This window comes from Pseudomonas farris (assembly GCF_019145235.1).
Classification (GTDB): Bacteria; Pseudomonadota; Gammaproteobacteria; order Pseudomonadales; family Pseudomonadaceae; genus Aquipseudomonas; species Aquipseudomonas farris.
This window is the reverse complement of sequence record NZ_JAHSTV010000018.1, coordinates 31,491-56,853: the sequence shown is the minus strand read 5'-3', so window position 1 is coordinate 56,853 and position 25,363 is coordinate 31,491. Positions and strand designations below refer to the sequence as shown.

Annotated in this window: 13 protein-coding genes; 4 read left to right on the top strand and 9 right to left on the bottom strand. The window is 61.2% G+C overall.

Translation table 11 applies throughout. The features are described 5' to 3' along the window. Positions 1 to 146 precede the first annotated feature (146 nt). The 5 genes from KVG95_RS28160 to KVG95_RS28140 form a co-directional block, all read right to left on the bottom strand. Positions 147 to 374, bottom strand: coding sequence for an MbtH family protein (locus KVG95_RS28160; RefSeq protein WP_007934245.1), 228 nt, complete (start codon positions 372 to 374; stop codon positions 147 to 149). 81 nt (positions 375 to 455) lie between these two features. After that, positions 456 to 1,868, bottom strand: coding sequence for an aspartate aminotransferase family protein (locus KVG95_RS28155; protein ID WP_217858736.1), 1,413 nt, complete (start codon positions 1,866 to 1,868; stop codon positions 456 to 458). Between the two features lie 143 nt (positions 1,869 to 2,011). Next, entirely contained in the window at positions 2,012 to 2,497 is a 486-nt protein-coding gene (locus tag KVG95_RS28150) for a GNAT family N-acetyltransferase (RefSeq protein WP_052963927.1), read from the bottom strand. A 212-nt stretch (positions 2,498 to 2,709) separates the two neighbouring features. Then, positions 2,710 to 4,038 carry an ATP-binding protein gene (locus tag KVG95_RS28145; protein WP_217858734.1) on the bottom strand — a complete coding sequence of 443 codons (1,329 nt, stop codon included), beginning with the start codon at positions 4,036 to 4,038 and terminating at the stop codon, positions 2,710 to 2,712. Further along, complete coding sequence (locus KVG95_RS28140; protein WP_030132275.1) at positions 4,035 to 4,715, bottom strand: response regulator; 681 nt, start codon at positions 4,713 to 4,715, stop codon at positions 4,035 to 4,037. The genes KVG95_RS28145 and KVG95_RS28140 overlap by 4 nt, the downstream gene beginning before the upstream one ends. A gap of 153 nt (positions 4,716 to 4,868) precedes the next feature. Here KVG95_RS28140 and dsbD point away from each other — a divergent pair, with 153 nt between their 5' ends. The 3 genes from dsbD to dsbG are packed head-to-tail and all read left to right on the top strand — an operon-like array spanning position 4,869 to position 8,214. Further along, the gene (gene dsbD / locus KVG95_RS28135) at positions 4,869 to 6,605 is read left to right on the top strand and encodes a protein-disulfide reductase DsbD (protein WP_217858732.1); all 1,737 of its coding nucleotides are present in this window, start codon (positions 4,869 to 4,871) and stop codon (positions 6,603 to 6,605) included. After that, positions 6,605 to 7,471, top strand: a complete 867-nt coding sequence (locus KVG95_RS28130; RefSeq protein ID WP_217858726.1) for a TlpA disulfide reductase family protein — start codon at positions 6,605 to 6,607, stop codon at positions 7,469 to 7,471. The genes dsbD and KVG95_RS28130 overlap by 1 nt, the downstream gene beginning before the upstream one ends. Then, positions 7,447 to 8,214, top strand: a complete 768-nt coding sequence (gene dsbG, locus KVG95_RS28125; protein WP_217858725.1) for a thiol:disulfide interchange protein DsbG — start codon at positions 7,447 to 7,449, stop codon at positions 8,212 to 8,214. Before KVG95_RS28130 ends, dsbG begins: the two co-directional genes overlap by 25 nt. Positions 8,215 to 8,338: 124 nt before the next feature. Here dsbG and KVG95_RS28120 read toward each other — a convergent pair whose 3' ends face one another. Next, positions 8,339 to 9,163: an alpha/beta fold hydrolase gene (locus KVG95_RS28120; protein ID WP_217858723.1), complete on the bottom strand. Its 825-nt coding sequence runs from the start codon at positions 9,161 to 9,163 to the stop codon at positions 8,339 to 8,341. A gap of 200 nt (positions 9,164 to 9,363) precedes the next feature. Beyond that, positions 9,364 to 22,347, bottom strand: a complete 12,984-nt coding sequence (locus tag KVG95_RS28115; protein WP_217858721.1) for a non-ribosomal peptide synthetase — start codon at positions 22,345 to 22,347, stop codon at positions 9,364 to 9,366. Between the two features lie 380 nt (positions 22,348 to 22,727). Between KVG95_RS28115 and KVG95_RS28110 the strand changes: the two genes are divergently transcribed. Further along, a complete protein-coding gene (locus KVG95_RS28110; protein WP_007894994.1) occupies positions 22,728 to 23,276 on the top strand; it encodes an RNA polymerase factor sigma-70 in 549 nt (182 codons plus the stop codon). A 147-nt stretch (positions 23,277 to 23,423) separates the two neighbouring features. Here the strand turns inward: KVG95_RS28110 and KVG95_RS28105 are convergent, their stop codons facing one another. Then, positions 23,424 to 24,437 carry a GNAT family N-acetyltransferase gene (locus KVG95_RS28105; RefSeq protein WP_217858716.1) on the bottom strand — a complete coding sequence of 338 codons (1,014 nt, stop codon included), beginning with the start codon at positions 24,435 to 24,437 and terminating at the stop codon, positions 23,424 to 23,426. A gap of 112 nt (positions 24,438 to 24,549) precedes the next feature. Then, positions 24,550 to 25,344: a substrate-binding periplasmic protein gene (locus tag KVG95_RS28100; RefSeq protein WP_217858714.1), complete on the bottom strand. Its 795-nt coding sequence runs from the start codon at positions 25,342 to 25,344 to the stop codon at positions 24,550 to 24,552. Positions 25,345 to 25,363: the final 19 nt, after the last annotated feature.

Genomic DNA, 25,363 nt, shown 5'->3' with positions numbered 1-25,363 from the left:
TGCGGGCGCAGATATTGTGATCGACACAAATTCAAATGTGGGAGCGGGCTTGCTCGCGAAGGCGGCCTGACAAGCAACACAAATTCCAGACCTGAAAAAGCCCGCTGACCGTCACCGGTTCAGCGGGCTTCTTTTTGGGCGGTGACTCAGTGAGCCACGGCCGCCTGTTCTTCCATTTTCTGGCGCAGGCTGAGTGGACGCATGTCTGTCCAGACCTCTTCGATGTAGGCCAGGCATTCCTTTTTCAGGCCACTCTTGCCCACGGTGCGCCAGCCTTGTGGCACGGCTTTGTAGTCGGGCCAGATCGAGTATTGCTCTTCGTGGTTGACCACGACCTGAAAGAGGATGTCCTCGCGGTCGAATACTGACGTCATGCTGTCTCTCCATCGCTGTAGGGTGGGCTGCGCGGCGTGCGCAGCCGTTATGTAGAAGGAACGTTCAAGGCACCAAAAAATTTAGAGACTGGCGATGGCTGCGGCCATGGCCCTGCCGAAAATGTCGGCCACCCGATCGATTTCTGCGGCAGTGATCACCAGCGGCGGCAGGAAACGCACGACACCGCCGTGACGCCCGCCCAGCTCAAGGATCAACCCACGCTTGAGGCATTCGCGCTGCACCAGCGGCGCCAGATGACCGAATATCGGCGGATGGCCTTGAGCATCCGGCGCGCCGGTCGGGTCGACCAGTTCAACGCCCAGCATCAAGCCGCGTCCGCGAATATCGCCCAGTTGCGGGAAATCCCGTTGCAGGATGTGCAGGTGTTCGCTCAAGCGTTCGCCCATGGCGGCGGCGTGCTCGCACACCTTGTGCTCTGTCAGGTAGCGCATTACCGCAGAGCCTGCAGCCATCGCCATCTGATTACCACGGAAGGTCCCGGCATGGGCGCCCGGCAGCCAGGTGTCGAGCCAGTCGCGATAGACCACCACCGCCAAGGGCAGGCTGCCGCCAATGGCTTTGGACAGAACTACCACGTCCGGAATGATCCCGGCGTGCTCGAAGGCGAACATCTTGCCGGTGCGGGCAAAACCGCTCTGGATTTCATCGACGATCAGCGCCACGCCGGCCTTCTCGGTGATGCGTCGCAAGCCGCGCAGCCAGTCGAGATCGGCCGGAATCACCCCGCCCTCGCCCTGCACCGCTTCGACGATCACCGCAGCGGGCAATTGCACGCCGGCCTCGGGATCATTCAGCAGGTTTTCCAGATAATTCAGGTTGACCTGCACCCCCTGCGCGCCGCCAAGCCCGAACGGGCAACGGTAATCGTAGGGATACGGCATGAACTGCACGCCACTGCTGAGCAACGCACCCAACGGTTTTTTCGGCCCCAGACTGCCCATCAAGCTCAGCGCGCCCTGGCTCATGCCGTGGTAACCGCCCTGGAACGACAACACGGTGCTGCGCCCGGTGGCGGTGCGCACCAGTTTCAGCGCGGCTTCCACCGCATCGGTCCCGGTGGGGCCACAGAACTGAATCTTCGCTTCAGCGGCCAATGCCGGCGGCAACAGACCGAACAGGTCCTGAACAAACTGATCCTTCACCGGCGTGGTCAGGTCGAGTGTGTGCAGCGGCAGTTCATCGGTCAGCACTTGCTGGATCGCTTCGATCACCACTGGATGGTTGTGCCCCAAGGCCAGAGTCCCCGCACCCGCCAGGCAATCGATGAAACTGCGACCTTCGACGTCCTCGACATAAATGCCCTTGGCACGCTTGAGTGCCAAGGGAATACGCCGCGGGTAGCTGCGAGCATTCGATTCCTGCTGGCTCTGACGGGCCAGCAGCGGCGATTCGTTGAACTGATAAAGCGTCTCGGCAGGCGTCGAGACGATCCGGGCCGGCTGATCTTCGATAAGGCTGGTAGCGACTGACATCTCTCGATCCCTCAATACGCTGTTGATAGTGACCAAAACTGCACACCGGGCAGGTGCGCGTTCCGGTCACGGGGCGCACTTGCAGGTTTTCCTGTTCTGGAAACGCATCAGGACCTCAAGGATTTACACCCTCGATCAGCTTTCTATGAAGGTGGCGACAGCGCCTTGTGCATGGGAATGGCGTGGAGTCCCGCCACGGTGAAGGTTTCAGCGCAAGCCCGGTAACCCAGACGGTGGTAAAACGCCTCGCCGGTACGGGTGCTGTTGAGTCGCGCCTGAGGCAAACCCTGAGCGATCAACCAGGTTTCGAGATCGTGCACCAGCGCTTGTCCGGCGCCTCGTCGAAACCATTCCGGCTGCACGTAACAAAACGCGACCTTGCCACTGATCGCCGCCATGGCGACGCCGATCGGTTTGTCCTGCAATAGGGCGATGTTCAGGTACAACCTCGGGTCGGCCAGCCAGGGTTGCACGTGTTCGATGGTTTTGTTGTGAGTCCAGGTGGCGACGGTTCGCGGATCGTTGCGGTGGTCGAGCGCGCAGCCGACGCGAATCGAGCGCTCGACGATCCGGCTGATGATCCCGGCGTCGGCAGGCGTTGCCTTGCAGATGTGTATCGATGCATCCATGGCGCTGTTACCTCAATCCATTGAGTCAAAGCTGCCGGGGACGATAGCGCTGTGGGGGCCGGGTGGCTAATGGAGAGACGTTACATTTGGTGTGCAACACAGAATAAATGTGGGAGCGGGCTTGCTCGCGAAGGCGGACTATCAGTCACATCATTTCTGGATGTGCCACCGCTTTCGCGAGCAAGCCCGCTCCCACACTGGATTTGTGTCGTTTATTGGATGGGCTGCAACGGCATCGTCAATTCAACCCGCAAGCCATCCGGCCGGCTGTCGAAATGCAGGGTGCAGCCGCAGCGCTGGACGATGGCCTGGACAATCGCCAGGCCGAGGCCGCAACCGGTGCTCTGGCCGTTGCGCCAGAAGCGTTGGGTCAGGTGTTGCAAGTCATCTTCGGCAATCCCCGGGCCGTGGTCGCGGACCAAAAATCTCACACGATTGCCAGTGGTTTCCAGGCTCAGCTCCACTGCCCCATCGTCAGGGGTATGGCGCAGGGCGTTGTCGAGCAAGTTGCGCAATGCGGCGATCGACAGCACCGCGGGCATTTGCAGCGGCGCATCGGAAAATGTGGCCGGCAACTGAAATTTGATCCGCTGACGATCACCGCTGGCCGCATCCTGAATCGCCAGCTTCGCCACCTGTTCGGCGCTGCATTGCACGCCATCGTCGAACGACAGACTGCCCTCGACGCGCGCCAGCAGCAGCAATTGTTCAAGCGTGCGATGCAGCCGGTCAGCCCCCTCTTCTGCCCGCGCCAGGGATTGATCCCGGGCATTGCCTTCGGTCATGCGCGCCACTTGCAGGTGAGTTTTGATGGCAGTCAGCGGGCTGCGCAATTCATGCGCGGCATCACCGGTCAGGCGCCGTTCGCGCTCGATGGTCTTGCCGATGCGCTGAAACAGCTGATTCTGGGTTTCCAGCAGCGGTTGCAGTTCGCTGGGCAGCGGCTGGATCTGCAACGGTTCCAGGGAATCGGCGCTGCGCCGCATCAACGCATCGCGCATACGATTGAGCGGTGCCAGCCCCTGACCGATGCCAAGCCACAGCAGACACAGGCAGCCAAGAAGCGCCACGCCGACCGGCACCGAGGCCGCCAGCAGAATAGACATGTTCAGTGCTTCGCGTTCGATCTGCCGGTCGGCGGTGGTAATGCGCACATCACCGCGCGCCAGGGTGAAGCTGCGCCAGGGTGCGCCGTCGATCATTTGATCGTGGAAGCCCATTTTTTCGGCTTCCAGGGTTTGTTCGGGACTGCTGTGGCTGCGGGCCAGGATTTCGCCGCGCAACGAGCTGACCTGGCAGGCCATGCCGCCAGGAATGCTCAGCTGTTCAGCGCTGAAATGGGTCCCCTCGCCCTTGCTCGGCAACGCCGGCAGTTGCTCCAGCAGCCCGGCCACCATCCGAGCCGACGCCACCAGTCGCTGGTCGAGGGAAAACATCATCTGGTTGCGCAGATCACTGAGCATCCAGGCGGCGGCCAGGGCCCAGATCAGCGCAAACGCGGCGCCAAGGGTCAGGCTCAGCCGCAAACGCAGGCTCATCACTTCGATTGCTCTCCGCCATCGGCCGGCCCCAGGCGATAGCCCAAGCCACGCACCGTCTCGACAATGCCATTGCCGAGTTTGCGCCGCAGGTGATGGATATGGACGTTAAGGGCGTTGCTTTCCAGTTCGTCGTTGAAACCGTAGACGCTGTCCTTCAGTTGCTCGGTGGACAATACCCGACCGCGATTGTGCAGCAAGGCTTGCAACAGCGATTGCTCACGGCGTGACAGATCCACCGATTGGCCGCCGAGCAGGGTTTCGCGGCTGCTCGGGTCGTAGGTCAAACGACCGTGTTCAATCAGGTTGACGCTGCGCCCCGCCACTCGTCGCAACAAGGTGTGCAAGCGCGCGGCAAGTTCGCGCAGGTCGAACGGTTTGAGCAAGTAGTCGTCGGCACCGGCTTGCAGGCCGTCGACCCGGTCGGTGACCGAATCCCGCGCGGTGAGGATCAGCACCGGGATTTCCAGGCCATGGTGACGCAACTGCTGCAAAAGCTTCAGGCCATCTTCATCGGGCAGGCCGAGATCGAGCACCATGACGTCGAACTCCGCGACTTTGAGCATCGCCCGGGCCTTTGATGCGGTGGCGACGTGCTCGACGGTCAGGCCTTGAGCGGTCAACCCGGCAACAATGCCGCTGGCGATCAGCTCATCGTCTTCACAAACCAGTACGTGCATGGTGAGCCCCGTAGAAAAAAGGTGATTAGGCCGGTAGCCGATTAAGCGGACATTATGCCGCAAGTGCCATTGTCACAAGGCGAGTGTGGTTAATCATCGGTTAATCGCCGCCCGCCACTGTGCACCTCACTTGCACAGGGATAAGGCTTACCCATGCGTCGATTGTTTTTATTCTTTGTTCTGTTGATCTCGGGTATCGCCCAGGCTGGAACGAATCCGTTCGAGACCAAACCCGAGTTTCTCCCGGTAGAAAAAGCGTTCATCTTCACCTCCGAACGCCTTGAATCCGGGGAAACCCAGCTCTATTGGCAGATTGCCGACAATTATTACCTGTATCAGAAACGCCTGAAATTCGACGGTCTGGCCCCGGAGCAAGTGCCGGTTCTGCCCGAGGGCGAGTCCCACAGCGACGAGTTCTTCGGCGAACAGCAGGTCTATCGCCAGGGCCTGGAGTTGAAGATTCCGGCCGGAGCCACTGGTCAGATCAAAGTAGGCTTCCAGGGCTGCGCCGATGCCGGTTTGTGTTATCCGCCGCAGACTCAAGTGGTCGACCTTGGCGCAAGCAACGTCCTTACCGCGTTTAATGAAGAGGCGCCCGACCAGGCCTTGGCCAGCGGCCTGCAGCAACGAGCGCTGGGTTGGAGCCTGCTGGTGTTCTTTGGCTTGGGGCTGCTGTTGGCGTTCACGCCATGTTCGTTGCCGATGCTGCCGATTCTAGCGGGTTTGATCGTTGGCAGCGGTGCCACGCCCAAACGCGGTTTTGCCCTGGCCGGCAGTTACGTGACCAGCATGGCGTTGGTGTATGCGGCGATGGGCGTTCTGGCCGCTCTGCTGGGCGCAAACCTTCAAGCGCTGCTGCAGAATCCATGGCTGTTGGGCAGCTTTGCAGCAGTGTTCGTACTGCTGGCCTTGCCGATGTTCGGTTTCTTTGAGCTGCAGTTGCCGGTGGCCGTGCGAGATCGGCTGGAACATGTTTCGCGTAATCAGCGCGGTGGCAGCCTGATCGGTGCCGGTGTACTCGGGGCTTTGTCCGGCCTGCTGGTCGGTCCGTGCATGACCGCACCGCTGGCGGGGGCCTTGCTCTTTATCGCCCAGAGCGGCAATGCGCTGCACGGCGGGCTGATTCTGTTCGCCATGGGTATCGGCATCGGTGTGCCGCTGTTGCTGCTGGTGACTGTCGGCAATCGCTTTCTGCCCAAACCGGGTGCGTGGATGAACTTGCTCAAAGGCGTGTTCGGTTTCCTCTTCCTCGCTACTGCGTTGCTGATGCTGCGGCCGGTGCTGGCTGAATCATTGTGGCTCGGTCTGTGTGGCGCCTTGTTGCTGATCGCCGCCTACAGCGCCTGGAAGCAGTCGCAAGGATTTGGCCGAGTTGCCCACCTGTTCGGCGCCAGTTCGCTGCTGTTGGGGTTGTGGGGCAGCCTGTTGGTGGTGGGTGCGGCGGGTGGCAGTGACGATCCGTATCAGCCGTTGCAGGTGTACAGCGCCGACCGTACTGGCGCTGCCGCGCCGAGCACGCATGAGGCATTCACCACGGTCAAGGAGCCCGCTGTACTGAAACGCGAACTCGATGCGGCCAAAGCTCAGGGTCAATGGGTGCTGCTGGACTACTACGCCGACTGGTGTGTGTCGTGCAAAGTCATGGAAAAACAGGTCTTCGGCAAACCGCAGGTCCTGGAAGCGCTCAGCGATGTGCGCTTGCTACGGCTGGACGTCACCGCCGACAATGCCGCCAGCCGCGAACTGCTCGGCCGTTATAAAGTGCCGGGGCCGCCAAGCCTGTTGTGGATCGGCCCTAATGGTGAAGAGCGTCGCAGCCAGCGCATCACCGGTGAGGTCGATGCCGGCACCTTCCTGCAACGCTGGACCACCACCCGAGACGCTCGTTAATGCTGACTTTTACCCTCGGCACCTTTGCCATCGCGCTTAATCACCTGCTGCTGATCAGTGCCCTGGCGCTGGCGACCTTTGTCGGCTGGCGGGTGGCCAAGCGCGGTGGCGAGAACCCGGAGTCGGTGCTGTTCAGCCTGTTCCTGCTGGGCATGCTGGCGGCCCGGGTCGGTTTCGTGATCGCCTACTGGGCGCAGTATCGCAACGATCCGTGGCAGATCATCGACCTGCGCGACGGTGGTTTTCTCGCCTGGCCCGGGGTGGTCGTGCTGTTGCTTGCCGCCCTGTATCGAGGCTGGCGTCGCCCGGCCCTGCGTCGCCCGTTGGGCTTTGGCGTGGCCAGTGGTCTGGCGTTCTGGTTGCTGGCGACGTTCTCCCTGAGTATTTACGAACAAGGCACGCGCCTGCCGCAGATCACCCTGCGCAATGCCGCCGGCCAAACCGTGCAGCTCAGCGACTATCAGGGCGGGCCGCTGGTCATCAATCTTTGGGCCACCTGGTGCCCGCCGTGCCGCCGGGAAATGCCAGTGCTGGAAAACGCCCAGCAACAGCGTCCGGACCTGACCTTTCTATTCGTCAACCAAGCCGAAAGCATGCAGAGCGTCAGCACCTTCCTCGAAACCCAAGGCCTGAGCCTGACTAATGTGCTGTTCGATGGCAGCGGTCGATTGGGTCAGGCCGTGGGTTCCATGGCATTGCCGACTACGCTGTTCTATAGCCCCGACGGGCACCTGCTGGGCAGCCATCTGGGCGAACTCTCTGAAGCCAGCCTGGCCCGTGCCCTGGAAAACTTCGACACCCCAAACCCGGCCACCTCGGCCACGCCTTCAAGGAAATTGCCATGCTCCGCCTCCGCCACCTGCTGACGTTAACCCTGGGTGCCGCCTTGCTGCACTTGCCGTCGGTACAGGCCGAAGAATTGCCTGAAGCGATCAAGAAGATCGAAGCCAAGGGCGCGAAAATTGTCGGCACCTTCGACGCGCCCGATGGCCTGCGCGGTTATGCGGCGCAGTACCAGAACCGTGGCATGGCGCTGTACCTGACCCCGGACGGCAAACATGTACTGTTGGGCAATCTGTACGACGCCGAAGGCAATGACCTGAGCAGCGCGCCGTTGCAGAAACTGGTCTACGCGCCAATGGCCAAGGAAATCTGGGGCAAGATGGAAGCGAGCAACTGGATCGGTGACGGCAACAAGGACGCACCGCGAATCGTCTATCTGTTCAGCGACCCGAATTGCCCGTACTGCAACATGTTCTGGGAACAGGCGCGACCGTGGGTCAAGGCCGGCAAGGTGCAGTTGCGGCACATTATGGTCGGCATCATTCGCGAAGACAGCCCGGGCAAATCCGCCGCGTTGCTGGCCGCCAAGGACCCGCAAAAAGCGTTGGCAGACCATGAGAAGGCTGGCAAGGAGAGTTCGCTCAAGGCACTGAAAGACGTGCCGCCGGCGATTCAGGCGAAACTGGCGGCGAACATGCAGTTGATGGAAGAGCTGGAGCTGGCTGCCACCCCGGCGATTTTCTATATGGACGACAAGGGTCAGCTGCAACAGCAGCAAGGGGCGCCGTCGCCGGAGAAATTGGTGAAGATTCTCGGGCCTAAGTGATCCTGTCTTCAGGGTTGAGGTGATTTCACCGGCGCCTTCGCGAGCAAGCCCGCTCCCACATTCGACCGCATTTCAATCAAAGAACTCGGTCAACTGTGGGAGCGGGCTTGCTCGCGAAGAACGATTACACGGACTTGCAGGTTCTCTCGCGCAAAAAACTCAGCAGCGCCTCGGTGACGAATGCCGGATTCTCCAGATTGGAGATATGCCCCGCCTCCGGCACCAGCACATACGGGCAACCGATCAACTCGGCCATTTCTTTGGTTTCTGACGGCGGCCTTGGTTTGTCCTGATCGCCACACATCAACAGCGTGGTTTCAGGGTTCAGTTCACCCAGACGCGGCAGCAAATCATCACGCCCAAAGGTAATCCGCCCCATCGGCACGATGCTTTGACGCAGGCGGTCGGCCGGCAGCGCTGCCAATTTGGCGCGGAAATCCTGATACAGCGCCGACTGCGGATCGATGCCTGGACGGAAGAATATCGGCACCACAATATCGAGCAGCTGCGGCGAGATCACACCGCTGTCTTCAATCTGCTTGAACAGCGAGAAATAGTATTGGCGAGTCGGTTCCGGTTCGGCGCCGACGTAGGTGTCCATCAGCACCAGGCCGTTGAGCCGCTGCGGCGCCGACAGCGCCAGTCGAACGCCCCACATACCACCCACCGAAAGACCGACCAGCGTGACGCGATCGATGGCCAGGTGATCGAGCAAGGCCAGTGCCTGGCGCGCCACGTCATCCAGCGACTTTGTGCATTCGGGCATCCGTCCGGATTCGCCATGGCCCCACAGGTCCAGGGCGATGACCCGATAATGCTGCGACAGCGCCGCAATCTGTGGCGCCCACATAGCCTGGTCCCACAGGTAACTGCCGGCCAGCAGAACCGCAGGGCCTGTACCTTGATCTGTGTAGTGAAGCGCTTGTCCATCAACCGTTACGAAGGGCATCGACTGTCTCCCTGGTGAAATCGGATCCATTAAAAAAGCACAGGAAGACTGAGCCGCATGGGATCGGCAGTCAACCCGAGCTTTGTGGTGTCTGCACTGGCCCTTTCGCGAGCAAGCCCGCTCCCACACTGGGCCTGTGTTCGCAGGACAAATGTGGGAGCGGGCTTGCTCGCGAAGGGGCCTTCACAAACGCTAAAGAATTACAGCCCCTCCAACTCCGCCATCAGGTCATTCAACCGATCCACCTTCTCCTCGGTAATGTCGCTCGCCGCCAACCCGTCGATGTACTCGGCCAGCTCCGCCACCGTGCTGCACTCGAACATCGCCCGCAGCGGCACGTTGCGTTGCAGGGCTTTTTGCACCCGCGAGGCGATCTGTGTGGCCAGCAGCGAATGGCCGCCGAGTTCGAAGAAGTTGTCACACACGCCGACCTTCTCGACCTTCAACACCTCGGCCCAAATATCCGCCAGGGTCTGTTCCAGCTCATTGCGCGGCGCCCGATAGTCCTGGCTCTGCAACTGGCCGATTTCCAGCGCCGGCAAGGCCTTGCGATCGAGTTTGCCGTTGGCGTTGAGCGGCAGCTTGTCGAGCCACAGCCAGTGCAGCGGCACCATGTATTCCGGCAATTCGGCGCGCAGACGTTGCTTGATGCGCTCCAGTCGTTCATTCGGATTCAGCGCCGACTCCGCTGCGACCAGATAGCCGACCAAATGCTTGCCGTTGACACCTTCCTGCACCCCCACCGCCGCGTCGCGAACTTCCGGTTGCTCGTGCAGACGGGCCTCGATTTCACCCAGTTCGATGCGGTAACCGCGAATCTTCACCTGATGGTCGATGCGTCCGACGTATTCCAGCACGCCGTCACTGCGACGTCGGGCCAGGTCGCCGGTGCGATACAGACGATCACCCGGTGCGCCGAACGGGTTCGGCACAAACACCTGCGCAGTGCGCAACGGATCGCTCACATAGCCGCGCCCCACACCGGTACCAGCCACGCACAACTCCCCCACCGCCCCCAACGGCACCAATTCCAGCGCGCCATCGAGCAGGTACAAACGGTTGTTGTCCGTCGGCGTACCAATCGGCAGATAACTGCCGCGCGTCGAAGCCAGGTCGACACGGAAGAACGCCACATCGTCCGAGCATTCCGCCGGGCCATAGGCGTTCACCAAGCCAATTTCCGGGTAACGCAGCAACCATTGATGCGCCAGTTCCGGTGGCATCGCTTCACCGGTCGGCAGCATCCAGCGCAGGCCATCGAGACTCATGCGGTCCTGGGTGAGCATGCCCTGAATCAGCGATGGCACGCTTTCCAGCACGGTGATGCCCTGGCTCTGAACGTGAGCCAACAAGCCTTGCGGATCGTGGGCGATGCTGTTCGGCACAATGTCGACCCGAGCGCCGAACAGTGGTGCCGCGAGGAACTGCCAGACCGAAATATCGAAGCTTTGCGAAGCGGTCTGAGCGATCACATCGGTGTCGCTCAGTTTCAGGTACGGCACCTTGCTCAACTGGTTATTGAGCATGCCGCGCTGCTCCACCATCACGCCCTTCGGCAGACCGGTGGAACCCGAGGTGTAGATCACGTAGGCGAGGTTGTCCGGGCCACTGTAAATGCCCGGATTGGCCACCGAAACTTCGCTCGACTGCACGTCTTCCCAGACCAGCAATCGAGGTCGATTGGCACAACCAAACTCTTCCAGCAGCGTGACGGCTTGTTCACGACACGCCTGAGTGCAAACCAACAACGGCGTGCGGCTCAGGTCGATGATCCGGCTCAAGCGCTGACTCGGCAGGCTCGGGTCCAGCGGCAAGTAACCGGCGCCGGCCTTGAAGCTACCGATGATCATGCCCAGCAAATCGAGATTGCGCTCAGCCAACAACGCCACCGGTTGATCCAGGCCGACGCCGGCCGCCATCAGCGCATGGCCGAGACGATTGCTGCGCTGGTTCAGCTCAACGTAGCTGTGCTGCTGATCAAGACAACTGGCGGCAACTCGCTGCGGATGCTCGGCAACCTGCGCTTCGAACAATGAGACATAGCTCCGCTCCAGCGGGTAGTCGTGTTCGCTCTGGTTGCAGCCATGGATCAGGAAGTCCTGCTCTTCGTTGCCCAGCAGCGGCAGATCCGCCATGTCGCCATGGAAGCCTTCGACCAGCGCCAGCAGCAGGCGCTTGAATTCGCCGAGCATGCGCTCGACCGTGGATTCGTCGAAATAACGCTGGTCGTAGGACAGGTGCAAGCCCAGGTCATCGCCCGGATAACACACCGCCGTCAACGGGAAGTTGGTGTGGGTGCGGCCCGAATCCGAAGTCGCGTTGAGGCTCTGCGCACGGTCCAGCACCGAGACTTCCACCGGCGCGTTTTCGAACACGAACAAGCTGTCGAACAGCGGCTGGCCTTTAGGCAGTTCGCTGTTTTCCTGGATGCTCACCAGCGGCAAGTATTCGTACTCGCGCAGTTGCATGTTGCTGTCGAGCAAGCCAGTGAGCCACTGACGAACGCTGCAACGCTGATCGTCTTCGGGCATTTTCACCCGCAGGGCGATGCTGTTGATGAACAGCCCGACGGTGCGTTGCATCTCTGGCATCTCCACCGGCCGCCCGGCCACCGTGACGCCGAACAGCACGTCGCGATCACCGCTCAAGCGACGCAGCACCAGCGCCCACGCCGCTTGGGCGAAGGTGTTGATGGTCAGCTGATGGGCCTGGGCCAGTTCGCGCAATTGCGCACCATCGCGGGAATCGAGTCGGGTATAGCGGTCGCCGACGATCATGCCGCCGCTGTCGCCGGCATGTTCACGCAGGAACGGCCGGTCACTCGGAATCGGCGTGGTGCGCTCGAAACCTCGCAGGTTCTGCTGCCACCACTGCCGCGCTTCGGCCAGGCTCTGGCGTTGCAGCCAACCAATGTAATCGCGATAACGCGGCGGCACCGCCAGTTGCGCTTCGCGGCCTTCGCCGAGGGCGGTGTAGATCTCGAAGAAGTCGTTCATCAGCAGCGAACGGCACCAGGCATCGATGAGGATGTGGTGGTTGCTCATCATGAACCAGTAACGCGCCGCGGCCACGCGGATCAAGCGCAGGTGGAACGGTGCCTGATTGAGCAGATCGAACCCGGCCTCACGCTCGCTTTTCAGCAGCGCCTGCAACTTCGGCTCATGCTCGGTTTCGGCCACCGCGCTCCAGTCCAGATATTCGATCGGCGTGCTGCCCGGTTTGTGGATCACTTGCAGCATGTCTTCGCCGACATTCCAGCAGAACGAGGCGCGCAAGGCTTCATGTCGGGCGATCACCGCTTGCCAGGCCTGAGCGAAACGTTGCGGGTCGAGCTCGCTGTTGATGCGGTAACGGTCCTGCATGTAGTAGAGGCCGGTGCCCGGTTCGAGCAAGGTGTGCAGCAGCATGCCTTCCTGCATCGGGGTCAGCGGGTAAACGTCTTCGATCATCGCCGCTGGCACTGGCAATGCGTCGAGTTGCGGCTGAGTCAGTCGGGCCAACGGGAAGTCCGACGGCGTCAGCCCGCCCGCGTGGTCGCTCAGGCAATGCTGGATCAGGCTTTGCAATTCGCCCAGATACGCCTCTGCCAGTTTGGTGATGGTTTGCAGATCGTGGCGTTCGGCGCTGAAGGTCCAGCGCAGCACCAACTCACCGCCATACACCTGACTGTCGACGCTCAGCTCGTTAGGCAGCGGAGCGTGTGGATCATGGGCCGCGCCCACCGGTTCATCGAGCGGACGGAACAGCGCATCACTGCCGAAACTCTGGTCGAACTGCCCCAGGTAGTTGAAGGTGATCGGCGCCACCGGCAATGCAGCCATGGTCTGACGGCACACGCCATCGGCCAGGTAACGCAGCACGCCATAACCCAAGCCTTTGTGCGGCACCGCGCGCAATTGCTCCTTGATCGCCTTGATCGAGGCACCCTGTTCACTCATGGGTGTGAGGCGCAGCGGATAGGCGCTGGTGAACCAGCCCACGGTGCGGGTCAGGTCGATCTCGTCGAACAGGGTTTCACGACCGTGGCCTTCGAGTTGAATCAACGCTGATTCGTGACCACTCCAGCGGCACACCACACGGGCCAATGCGGTCAGCAGCAGATCATTGACCTGAGTGCGATAGGCCGTCGGCGCCTGTTGCAGCAGTTGGCGGGTACGCTCGCTGTCGAGGCGCACGCTGACGGTTTGCGCGTGACGATTTTGCTGACCACCCTGCGGACGATCGCAGGGCAACTCAGCGCTTGGGCCGGCCAGTTGCGTCTGCCACCAGCTCAATTCTTCACGCAGGGATTCGCTGCCGGCGTAAGCCTGCAACCGTGCGGCCCAGTCCTTGAAGCCGCTGGTTTTCGCCGGCAGTTTTGCCGACTGCCGGGACTCGAGTTGACGATAAACCGATTGCAGATCGTCCAGCAGCACCCGCCACGACACCCCGTCCACCACTAGATGGTGAATGGCGATGAACAGCCGTTGTTGCCCCTCAGGATCATCGACAAGCAGCGCCCGCATCAGCGGCCCTTGTTCAAGGTCGAGGCTGCGTTGGGCATCGGCGAACAGCGCCACGCATTTGTCCATGGTCGGCACTTGCACCTGCCACAGCACGGCAGCGTCGGAAACCGCCTGGTGTTCGGCCTGCCAGTGGCCGGCGACGTCGGTGAAACGCAAACGCAAGGCGTCGTGTTGTTCAATTACCGCCAGCAGCGCTTGCTCCAGACGATGCGGGTCGAGCGCCACGGTCGGCTCCAGCAGCAACGCCTGGTTCCAGTGTTGACGCTGCGGGATTTCAGTGTCGAAGAACCAATGTTGAATCGGCGTCAAACGCGATTCACCGCTCAGCAAACCTTGCTCGGCCGTGATCTGCTCGGTGCGGGTCGCGACGGCGGCCAGCGTCTGCACGGTCTGGTGCTGAAACAGGTCACGCGGGCTGAAGTGGATATCCTGCTGCCGCGCACGGCTGACCACCTGGATCGACAGAATCGAATCGCCGCCCAGTTCAAAAAAGTTGTCGTTGAGGCCGACCTGCTGGACGTTCAGCACTTCGCACCAGATCCCGGCCAGGGTCAGCTCAAGTTCGTTGCTCGGCGCCATGTACTGCTGACGATTCAACTCCGGGTCCGGGGCCGGCAGCGCGCGGCGATCGAGCTTGCCGTTGGCGGTCAGCGGCATGCTGGCCAGCAGGATCAAGTGCGTCGGCACCATGTAATCCGGCAACTGAGATTTCAGGTGCGCCTTCAACGCTTCGCGCAATGCAGTTTGTTGCGCTTCATCCTGCTCGGCGACGCTGGTGACCAGGTAGCCGACCAATTGCTTGCCGCTCGGTGCGTCGAGGGCCAGCACCACCGCTTCACGCACGGATTTGTGTTCCAGCAAACGGGTTTCGATCTCGCCCAGTTCGATGCGGAAACCACGAATCTTCACTTGATGGTCAATCCGGCCGAGGTACTCGACCAGACCATCGGCGCGCTGACGGACAAGGTCGCCGGTGCGATACAGACGCCCGCCATTGGCGGCGAACGAATCAGCAACAAACCGTTCGGCGGTCATGCCCGGACGCTGGTGATACCCCTGCGCCAGACCGGCACCGCCGACGTACAACTCGCCCGTTGCGCCTTGCGGCACCAACGCCAGATCGGCATCGAGGATGTAGGCGACGCGAGCGCCTATCACGCTGCCAATCGGCACGCTGCCCAGCCCTTCTTCCAGTTGCTCGGGTGCCAGGCTGGCGAGCGGCATGACCACAGTTTCAGTCGGGCCGTAGGCGTTGAAAAACAAGCTCGGTTTGAACGCCGCGCGAATCCGTTGCAAGTGTTCGCCGGTCAGCGCCTCGCCGCCGGTGATGCACATGCGCACTGGCAGGGTTTCGCCCTGAGTCGCCAGCCATTGCGCCAACTGGCTGCCGTAGCTTGGGGTGAAACCCAGAATGTTGATGCTGTGCCGACGAATCAGCCCGCAAATCTCTTGCGCATCCCACTGGCCTTGCGCACGCAGGACAACCTGCGCACCGCTCAGCAGCGGCACCAGCAGACGCTCGGTCGCGGCATCGAAGTTGATCGAATAGAAGTGCAATTCACAGTCGTCCGGGCGCATGCCGAAGCGCTCAATCACTGCACGGCAATGCATGGCGATTTCACCGTGGGACACCACCACGCCTTTCGGTTTGCCGGTGGAGCCTGAGGTGTAAATCAGATACGCCTGATGCTGCGGCAGGCTGATAAACGGCAGTTCGCTGGCCGGGTAGTTGGCCAGTGCGGCGGCGTCTTCTTCCAGGCACCAGCGGCCGACGCTGGCCGGCAATTCACCGAGGGCCGCGAACATCGCCGCATCGCTGAGCAGCAAACCGAGGCCGCTGTCTTCGATCATGTAGTGCAAGCGGTCCAGCGGGTATTCCGGGTCCAGCGGCACATAAGCGCCACCAGCCTTGAGGATCGCCAGCAAGCCGACGACCATCTCCAGCGAACGCGCAAGCATAAGACCGACCCGAACCTGCGGCCCGACACCGCGCTCGCGCAGCATCCAGGCCAGACGATTGGCGCGGCTGTCGAGCTCGGCGTAGCTCAATGTTTGCCCGGCGAACGTCAGGGCCGGCGCGTCCTTGCGCACCAGCGCCTGTTCGCTGAACAGGTGATGGATGCATTGATCGAGGCGATGCTCGCCCGACTCAATGCCGAGGCTGTCGAGCAGGTTTTGCTGTTCAGTGGCTTCCAGCAACGGCAGCTCGCTGAGGCGCTGCTGCGGATCGGCGAGCAACGCTTCCAGCAGATTGCGCCAGTGCCCGGCCATGCACGCAATGCGCGGTTCATCGAACAAATCGGTGCTGTAAGTCAGGCAGCAACCGAGGCGATGGTCGAGGTCGGTAACTTCCAGGTTGAGGTCGAACTTGGTCGCTCGCGCATCGTTGGCCAGGTACTCGACAGTCATCCCGGCCAGGGTGCGACTCTGCTGGAATTCCCAGCGCTGCACATTGCACATCACCTGGAACAGCGGGTTGTAAGCCGCGCTGCGGGTTGGCTGCAAGGCTTCTACTAGATGATCGAACGGCAGGTCCTGATGGGACTGGCCTTCGATCACGGTGTGGCGAACCTGCTCGAACAACTCGCCGACGGACATCTGCCCGTCGAGCTGGCAACGCAGCACTTGAGTGTTGAGGAACGCGCCGATCAGCCCTTCGCTTTCCGGGCGAATGCGGTTGGCCACCGGTGCACCAATGCGCAAATCGGTCTGGCCGCTGTAGCGGTAAAGCAGCACCGCCAGCGCGGCCGTCATGGTCATGAACAGAGTCAGACCGTTTTGGGCGTTGAAGGCACGAACCCGCGCCGCGAGATCATCGCTGAGGTCGAAGCGAAACAGTTCACCCTGATGACTTTGCACCGGTGGACGCGGACGATCGGCCGGCAATTCCAGCAGCGGATGTTCGCGGCCCAGTTGCGCGGTCCAGTAATCGAGCTGGCGCTGACGTTCGCCGGACTCCAGCCACTGACGCTGCCACACGCTGTAATCCAGATACTGCACCGGCAGCGGTTGCAACGGCGATTCGCGATCATCGACGAACGCTTCGTAGAGCGCGCTCAGTTCCCGGGCGAAGATGTCCATCGCCCAGCCTTCGGTGACAATGTGATGCAGGGTCAGGACGAAGTAATGCTCCTGCTCGGCGGTCTTGACCAGGCAAGCACGCAGCAGCGGCCCGGTTTCCAGATCGAAAGGTTTATGGGCTTCGTCATCGGCCAGTTGCTGGACCTGCCATTCGCGGCCATCGGTATCCAGCGTGGTGAAATCCTTCCAGTCCATGCGCAGGCGGGTGTCCGGATGAACCTGTTGCCGGGCCACGCCGTCGACGCTCGGGAACGTCGTACGCAGGGTTTCGTGACGCATGATCAGCGCTTGCAATGCCGCTTCGAAACGCCCGACATCCAGCACGCCGCGCAACCGCGCCATGCCGCCAACGTTGTAGGCCGGGCTGTCCGGTTCCATCTGCCAGAGGAACCACATGCGTTGCTGGGAATAGGACAGCGGCACCGGCTGGCTGCGGTCGACCTTCTCGATCGGTGGCTGTTTGTTGGTTTTACCGCTGGCCTGGATCAAGCGAACCTGTTCGGCAAAAGCACCGAGTTCACTGGTCTCGAACAGCGCTCGTAGCGGCAATTCGACGTCGCAAGCCTGGCGGGTGCGGGAGATAATTTGCGTGGCCAACAGCGAATGGCCGCCGAGGGCGAAGAAGTCATCACGCAGGCCGATCTGTGTTTGGCCCAGCACTTCACGCCAGATGCCGGCGATTTGTTGCTCAAGGGCAGTGACTGGTTCGACGTGCTCACGGACTTGCCACTGGGGCTCCGGCAAGGCGCGACGGTCGAGTTTGCCACTCGGGCTTAATGGCATTTCATTCAGACGCATAAGTTGCGCCGGGACCATGTATTCCGGCAGCTCAGCGGCCAGCGCGGTTTTCAGGCGCGTGGTTTGAGCCACTTCGGTTTCGCTGTTTTCAGTGGCGATGTAGTAACCGATCAATTGCCCGCCGGCCGCCGTTTCACGCACCAGTACCACCGCTTGGGCGACTCCGGGCTGCGCCAACAAACGCGCTTCGATTTCTTCCGGCTCGACTCGAAAACCACGCAGTTTGACTTGCTGATCGAGACGGCCGAGGTATTCGATCACGCCGTCGGCGGTCCAGCGGGCACGGTCGCCGGTGCGGTACAGACGTGCGCCCTGCTCGCCCAGCGAATCGACCACAAAGCGTTCCGCGGTCAAACCTGGACGACCGAGGTAACCTCGGGCCAAACCGATACCGCTGATGCACAGTTCACCCGGCACACCGGCCGGTACCGGATTGAGATCGCTATCGAGCACGCGGCACAGTACGTTGCCCAATGGCCGGCCAATCGGCGAACGCTCGCCATCAGCCGTTGTGCAATGCCAGTGGGTGACGTTGATCGCCGTTTCGGTCGGGCCATAGCGGTTGTGCAGTTGCACTGCCGGCAGGTGCTCCAACACTCGATTGCGCAGTTCGACGGGCAAGGCTTCGCCGCCGGAGAACAGCCGGCGCAGGCTGGTGCATTCAGCGCTGAGCGGTTCGTCGATGAACAACGCCAGCAACGGCGGTACGAAGTGCAGTGTTGTCACGCCGAATTGTTGAACCAGTTGTGCGATGCGATGCGGATCGCGGTGTTCGCCGGGGCCGGCGAGCAGCAGGCGGCACCCGGTGATCAGCGGCCAGAAGCATTCCCATACCGACACGTCGAAACTGATCGGCGCTTTTTGCATCAGCACATCGGTCTGGTCCAGACGGTAAGTGGCTTGCATCCATTGCAGGCGTTCAGCGAGGGCCGCGTGAGTATTGCCAACGCCCTTCGGTTGACCGGTGGAGCCGGAGGTATAAATCACGTAGGCCAGGTTGTCGCCGTGCAGGTGCAGACCCGGCGTATGGCTTGGCCAATTCTCCAGATGCAGGGCGTCCATGGCAATCACGCTGACGCGGTCGGTGGCCGGCAAGCGATCGAGCAATTCGCTTTGGGTCAGCAGAAGCTCGACGCCACTGTCACAGAGCATGTAGGCCAGCCGCTCAGCCGGGTAGTCCGGGTCCAACGGCACATAAGCGCCGCCGGCCTTGATGATCGCCAGCAAACCGATCAGCAACTGCGGCGAACGCTCGGCGGCGATGGCCACGCACACGTCCGGGCCGACGCCTTTGTCGCGCAGGTAATGCGCCAGGCGGTTGGCCCGGGCGTGCAGTTCGGCAAAATCCAGGCTGCCGCCGTCCCACAGCAGCGCGGTGCGCTCCGGGGTCTGGCGCGCTTGTTCGTTGAGCAACTCCGGCAGCCATTGGCTGGCCGGGGTGCAGGGTGCGGCGCTCCAGGCGGATTGCTGATCGTGCTCGCTCGAGGTCAGCAGTTGCAGGTCGCCGATGGCGGTCGTCGGTTGTTCGCAGACGGCTCGCAGCAGGTTGCTGAAATGCTCGGCAAGACGCTCGATAGTCGTGGTGTCGAATAGCTCGCTGGCGTAGTCGAACGACAGGCTCAGACGCCCGTTGCGATCTTCTTCGCTGTGCAGTTGCAGGTCGAACTTGGCTTCGCGGCTGTGCCACGGCAGTTCTTCGGCGAGCAGTCCCGGCAAGCGACGCAGCGCACTGAGATCCCGTTGCTGATGGTTGAACATCACCTGGAACAAACCCTGCTCGCGGGCCTGCGGGAAGGCTTCGAGCAGTTGTTCGAACGGCAGATCCTGATGCGCTTGCGCGTCCAATGCGGCTTGACGGGTTTGCGCCAGCAACTCAACAAACGGCAGTCGCGAATCCACCTCGGCACGCAGCACCTGGGTGTTGATGAAGAAGCCGATCAGCCCTTGGGTTTCCAGGCGCGGGCGGTTGGCATTTGGCACGCCGACGCGGATGTCGCGTTGGCCGCTGTAGCGATGCAGCAGACTCTGGAATGCCGCGAGCAGCAACATGAACGGCGTCGATTCATGGACCTGGGCAGTCTGGCGAATGGCATCGCTCAGGCTCGCGTCCAAACGCAGCGTGTGGCGGGCGGCGCTGTGAATGTGTTGGGCCGAACGCGGATGATCGGTGGCCAGGTTCAGGGGCGGATGATCAACGCCCAACTGCGCTTTCCAGTAAGCGAGTTGACGCTCGCCCTCCCCTTGCGCCAACCACTGGCGCTGCCAACTGCCGTAGTCGGCGTATTGAGTCAGCAACGCTGGAAGGCTGGCGGTCTGGCCCTGAGAAGCGGCCGCGTACAGCCGCGAGAATTCGTCGATCAGCACATTCATCGACCAACCGTCGGCGATGATGTGGTGCATCGTCACCAGCAGTTGATGGTCCTCATCGCCGAGGCGCACGAGCGTCACCCACAGCAGCGGGCCTTTTTCCAGATCGAACTGTGTACGGGCTTCGTCCTCGCGGATCTGCTGCGCGCGGGCTTCACGTTCGGCGGCTGGCAGGTCGCTGATGTCGATCACTTGCAGGTTGAATTCGCCGGCAGTAATGACCTGTTGCAGAGCCACACCATCACGCTCGAAAAACCGTGTGCGCAGGGATTCGTGACGCTCGATCAGTTGCTGGAAACTGGCGCGCAAGGCGTCTTCGTCCAGTTCGCCGCGCAGGTGCAAGGCACCGGGAATGTTGTAGGCGCTGCTCTGCGGGTCGAGTTGCCAGGTGATCCACAAACGGTTTTGCGCCAGGGATTGCGGCATGGCTTCGCTGCGCGACAAGGGCATGATCGCGCCTTGGGCCACGCCGCCATCCTGTTGTTGCTGAGCGATGGCAGTGGCGAATGCGCCGAGGGTCGGCGCTTCGAACAACAGGCGCAGATTCAGCTCCAGCCCCAACTCTTCGCGCAGGCGTGCGACTACTTGAGTGGCGGCGATGGAGTTTCCGCCGAGCAGGAAGAAATGGTCATCGGCATTGACCTGCTTGACCTGCAATTGCTCACACCAGATCTGGCCGATCAGGATTTGCAGCTCTGAGCCGGCGTTGGTTTCAAACGCGTTTGCGCCGTCTGCCGACGGGAATAGCGCATAGCTGTCGAGGCTGCCATCGGCCAGGCGATTGCGGCAGGCGGAGCGTTGCAACTTGCCGCTGGACGTCTTTGGCAGCGCTCCCGGATTGAGCAATACCACCACGCTCGGCGCTTCCTGATACGCCTCGGCCACTGCTTGACGAATAGCTTTGATCAGCGCCTCGGGCGGCAGGATTTTCTGCACACTGCGGCTGATTTCCGCGGCGATGCCAATGCCTTCCTGCCCCTCGATGTTGACTGCGAATGCGGCCACGCGACCTTTGCGCACCACCTCCACTTCACGCTCGATGGTCTGCTCGATGTCCTGCGGATAAAGGTTGTGACCGCGCACGATCAGCATGTCTTTCAGGCGCCCGGTGATGAACAGTTCACCGTCCCGCAAAAAACCCAGGTCTCCGGTGCGCAACCAGGTGCGGCCAGCGCGCTGGACGAAAGTCTTGGCCGTGGCCTCGGGGTTGCGCCAGTAGCCATGGGCGATGCTCGGCCCGGTAGCCCAGACTTCACCGACGGCGTTGTCGGCGAGTTCTTCGAGCGATACGGCATCGACAATCAGCACTGCGTGATCCGGCTGGCTGATGCCGCAACTCATGATCGGACTGCCATCGCCCGGCTCGGCACGGTTCTGCGCCAAGGCCTGATCATCCACACGCAATGCCGGGATGCCCTGACCGCGCGGGCTGCCGGCAACGAACAGCGTGGCTTCCGCCAAGCCGTAAGAGGCCATGAAGCTGTCCGAGGTAAAGCCACAGGCCGCGAACTTCTCGGCGAAGCGCTCCAGGGTGTCGAGGCGAATCGGTTCGGAACCGGAGTACGCCACGCGCCAGCCGCTCAGGTCGAGGCGTTCCAGAGCGGATTCGCTGACCCGTTCGCTGCACAGTCGGTAGGCGAAGTCCGGCCCGCCGCTGATGGTGCCGCCGTATTCGCTGATCGCTTCCAGCCAGCGCAATGGCCGACCGAGGAAGTACGCCGGCGACATCAACACGCACGGCACACCGCTGAAAATCGGCTGCAACAGGCCACCGATCAGGCCCATGTCGTGGTACAGCGGCAGCCAGCTGACGATCACGTCATCGGGGTTCAAATCGATGCCGAATCCGTGGCGAATCAGCAGTTCGTTGGCCACCAGGTTGCCGTGGCTGACTTGCACACCTTTAGGCAACGCCGTGGAGCCGGAGGTGTATTGCAGGAAGGCGATGTGCTCGCCGTGCAAGTCCGGCGCGACCCAGCGTTCGGCCAGGGCGCTGTCGAGGGTGTCGACACATAGCAGCGGCGGCGCCTCGTTGATTTGCAGTAACGCATCACGCAGGTCGGCGCTGGTCAGCAGCAAGCGCGGCTCGGCATCGCCAATGATCGACAGCAAACGTTCCTGGTGATGACGACGGGTCGATTCAGGCGGATAGGCCGGCACTGCAATTACACCTGCGTACAGACAGCCAAAAAACGCCGCGACGTAATCCGGGCCGCTGGGAAACAGCAACACCGCGCGATCGCCGAACGACGTCTCGGCCTGCAACGCACCGGCAATGGTTCGCGCCCGTTGATCCAGCTCACGATAACTGAGCACCACAGCCTGATCCTGGGTTTCGGCGAGAAAACGCAAGGCCACCCGGTCCGGCGTCAGGGCCGCGCGGCGCTGAAGGGATTGGACCAGTGTGCTGGGGAGTTCGAACGCGTCGGTCATGAGGTTTCCTGCCTGAATTCGGCTTGCAAGTGGAATCGGTTTTCGTACGTCACGCCCGTTCATGGACATGCAGGACGCGGTCTTCGCCGACCGCGCAAGGCTTGGGAATGCTGGTTTGGCCGGGGCTTGCGCCCGCAGCCATTCACCAATGAGAACGGATGAGGTCTTGAAATAATTAGTCGCCAGGCTTGAGCGCCAGCAGGCTTGAGGTCGGTAGGTGAGTCAGCGTGTCGCAGTTCTCACTCTGCTCTTTTGTGGCGCATTAATTCTCTTTCTCAATTGACAATCATTATCATTCAGCCTAATTTGTCGCTCGATGTGTAGGACGACGCCGATCCCCCTGTCGTCCCACGACCCTATTTGCAGCAAGGTGATTTCCAATGACGGAACAAGTATCCACAAGCAGGTGCGATTCACCGCTACTTCAGGCCTTCGTCGACAACCGACTGATTCTGGTCAAGATTGCAGCCCGCATCACCGGTTGCCGATCACGCGCCGAAGACGTGGTGCAGGATGCGTTCTTCCGGCTGCAATCGGCGCCGCAGATCACGTCATCAATCAAGGCGCAGCTCAGCTATCTGTTCCAGATCGTGCGCAATCTGGCGATTGATCATTACCGCAAGCAGGCGCTGGAGCAGAAGTATTCGGGCCCGGAAGAGGAAGGTCTGAACGTGGTGATTCAGGGCGCTTCGCCGGAAACCTCGCACATGAATTTCTCGACCCTGGAAAACATCGCCGATGCGCTGACGGAGCTGCCCAGCCGCACCCGTTACGCCTTCGAGATGTACCGCCTGCACGGTGTGCCGCAAAAAGATATCGCCAAGGAACTCGGCGTCTCGCCAACCCTGGTGAACTTCATGATTCGTGATGCGCTGGTGCATTGCCGCAAGGTGTCGGGCAATCGTGCGGATACCTTTGCTCGTCGCTGAAATTTGCGCCGCTCCATTCGCGAGCAAGCCCGCTCCCACATTTGATCGGTGTGAACACCGATTTGGTGTACACCAAAAATCTACTGTGGGAGCGGGCTTGCTCGCGAAGGCAGACTCAAGACCGCAACAGACCTTGAGCCATACACCTCACACCAACGAACACCGATCAAAAAACCGCTCACGTCCCAGCATCATCAGCGCCGCGCGCTTGTGCGGGAAGTCGAACTCTTTTTCGCAGTGGAAACACTGATTGTGCATATGCCCAATCATCTTCGCGTTGTCGGCGCGAGGCTCGGCAACCACCCGTTGAGTGCGTGGATCATCGAGAAACAGGTAATGCACCAGCGCCGATAGCCAACTCGCCACTTTATGCGGGCCGCGGTGATGTTCTTCGCCCACCAGCATGTGAATGCCACGATCGTAATCGGCTGCATCATAGAACGGCGCAATGCGATCTTCCTTGGCCCAATAGGCTTCAAAATAGGCGAACGGCTGATCATCGAAGCAACCGATCAGTGTCAAGGTGTGCGGGTCGGCTTCGAGCTTGCTCAGGTATTCGCGATGCTTCTCGAGGCTACCCTCCTCCTGCCAGAAACTCGCCACCCGCGGGCTGTTCTGCCAGCGGTTGAAACGCGCCAGGTCATGCTCGATTTCTACCGTGCGCAGGGAGACCCACGCACCGAGCCGCGCATCGAAACGTCGATACACCTCACCTCTGGGCTTTATCGGGCGCAATGGATGGCGCTTACCGTCGCTGATGACCATTTGCTGCGGATAGCTGCCGGTGCGCGACTCACCCAGCCAAGGCTGGGGTAATTGCCAGAACAGCGTGCGTTCGCAGCGATACTGGCCGGTAACGTCGGTGGGGATCAGCAACCCGCTGAGCAAAGCTTCGGTGGGCACATCATCGAGGTGCCAGGTCAGACGCTGACAAGCCGCGTCACGGGCAAACAGCCAATAGCAAGCCGCCCAGAATGCCTGACCGTCAGGATGGCCAAAACGCTCCTCCAGCCGCAGATGCAACGCCGGCTCACGAGTCAGCCGCAGTTCGATCAACGGCTGCCCTTGCAGGCTGAGGCTCAGGCGGCTGGCGGTTTCATCGGCTACAAGACAGTTGCCTGACGGCAAGGCCAGGGTGGTCAGGTCATTCAGATTGGACATGGGTGCGGCTCACGGTAATCGTCGACAGTTCAACGATGTGACGTGAGCCGGAGCGGGAAATTTAAGCGCCGTCGCCAAATACGCGTCTCATGGTACTAATCAAGGGCACGAATCAGGGTTTGCGCACCGGTACCAAGGCAATTTTGTAGGGATTGAAAATCTTCAACATCTGGCCGTTGTCTCGCAGGCCTTGCAGCAACTTGCCGAATGCTTCGCCAGTAATCGGTGCCTGCGGGCGAATCAGCGCGTAATGGTGATAGACCTGATCGATCCGTTGCGACACCAGCAATTGCTCGCCGACTTTCTCGTTACGCAGCAGGTAATCGCTCAGGTAGGAACGTGTCACCAAGGCAATGTCCGCTCGTGCGCGCAGCACCATCAGCAGGTTGCTGTCGTGGGAATAGGTCAGCGTGGCTTTGTAGGCGTCGGCCAGATACTTGGGATCGGCATTGAAATTGGCAAACTCGTAGTGATAGCCGCTGTACAGTGCCAGGCGCTTGCCCGTCAGGTCCTTGAAGTAATTCTCATCGCGATCGGGTTTCTTCTGCGCGACAAAGATTTCTGCATCTTCCAGGCCCATGTCGACGAGGGTATGCGGGATGTCCTTCCACCCCCAGTCCGGGTTCTCGAAAATCGCCATATCGACCCGGCCTTCCTTGAAATCGTTGAAACGTCGAGGAATCGAGGTGGGCACCAGCTCAAACCGATAGTCGGTTTGCAACTGATTCAGCGCTTCCATCAGTTGCGGCAACAGACCGGTGTCGGCACCGGACTCCGGGCGCACGGTATAGGGTGGAAAATGCGCGGCACCGACCCGCACCAACTGTGCAGCCTGAGACGGCAACACACAGCACACCGCAAGCGCCGCCAGCAAAAGCCGAGACGCTGTCCGAATTGGCGAAGACATCAAACAGCCCACTCCCCGA

Excerpts from the sequence above, each read along its gene's own strand:
- KVG95_RS28130 (WP_217858726.1), top strand. The coding sequence starts at position 6,605 with ATGCTGACTTTTACCCTCGGCACCTTTGCCATCGCGCTTAATCACCTG.
- KVG95_RS28120 (WP_217858723.1), bottom strand. The coding sequence starts at position 9,163 with ATGCCCTTCGTAACGGTTGATGGACAAGCGCTTCACTACACAGATCAA.
- KVG95_RS28105 (WP_217858716.1), bottom strand. The coding sequence starts at position 24,437 with ATGTCCAATCTGAATGACCTGACCACCCTGGCCTTGCCGTCAGGCAAC.
- KVG95_RS28140 (WP_030132275.1), bottom strand. The coding sequence starts at position 4,715 with ATGCACGTACTGGTTTGTGAAGACGATGAGCTGATCGCCAGCGGCATT.
- KVG95_RS28155 (WP_217858736.1), bottom strand. The coding sequence starts at position 1,868 with ATGTCAGTCGCTACCAGCCTTATCGAAGATCAGCCGGCCCGGATCGTC.
- KVG95_RS28100 (WP_217858714.1), bottom strand. The coding sequence starts at position 25,344 with ATGTCTTCGCCAATTCGGACAGCGTCTCGGCTTTTGCTGGCGGCGCTT.
- KVG95_RS28150 (WP_052963927.1), bottom strand. The coding sequence starts at position 2,497 with ATGGATGCATCGATACACATCTGCAAGGCAACGCCTGCCGACGCCGGG.
- dsbG (WP_217858725.1), top strand. The coding sequence starts at position 7,447 with ATGCTCCGCCTCCGCCACCTGCTGACGTTAACCCTGGGTGCCGCCTTG.
- KVG95_RS28110 (WP_007894994.1), top strand. The coding sequence starts at position 22,728 with ATGACGGAACAAGTATCCACAAGCAGGTGCGATTCACCGCTACTTCAG.
- KVG95_RS28160 (WP_007934245.1), bottom strand. The coding sequence starts at position 374 with ATGACGTCAGTATTCGACCGCGAGGACATCCTCTTTCAGGTCGTGGTC.
- KVG95_RS28115 (WP_217858721.1), bottom strand. The coding sequence starts at position 22,347 with ATGACCGACGCGTTCGAACTCCCCAGCACACTGGTCCAATCCCTTCAG.
- dsbD (WP_217858732.1), top strand. The coding sequence starts at position 4,869 with ATGCGTCGATTGTTTTTATTCTTTGTTCTGTTGATCTCGGGTATCGCC.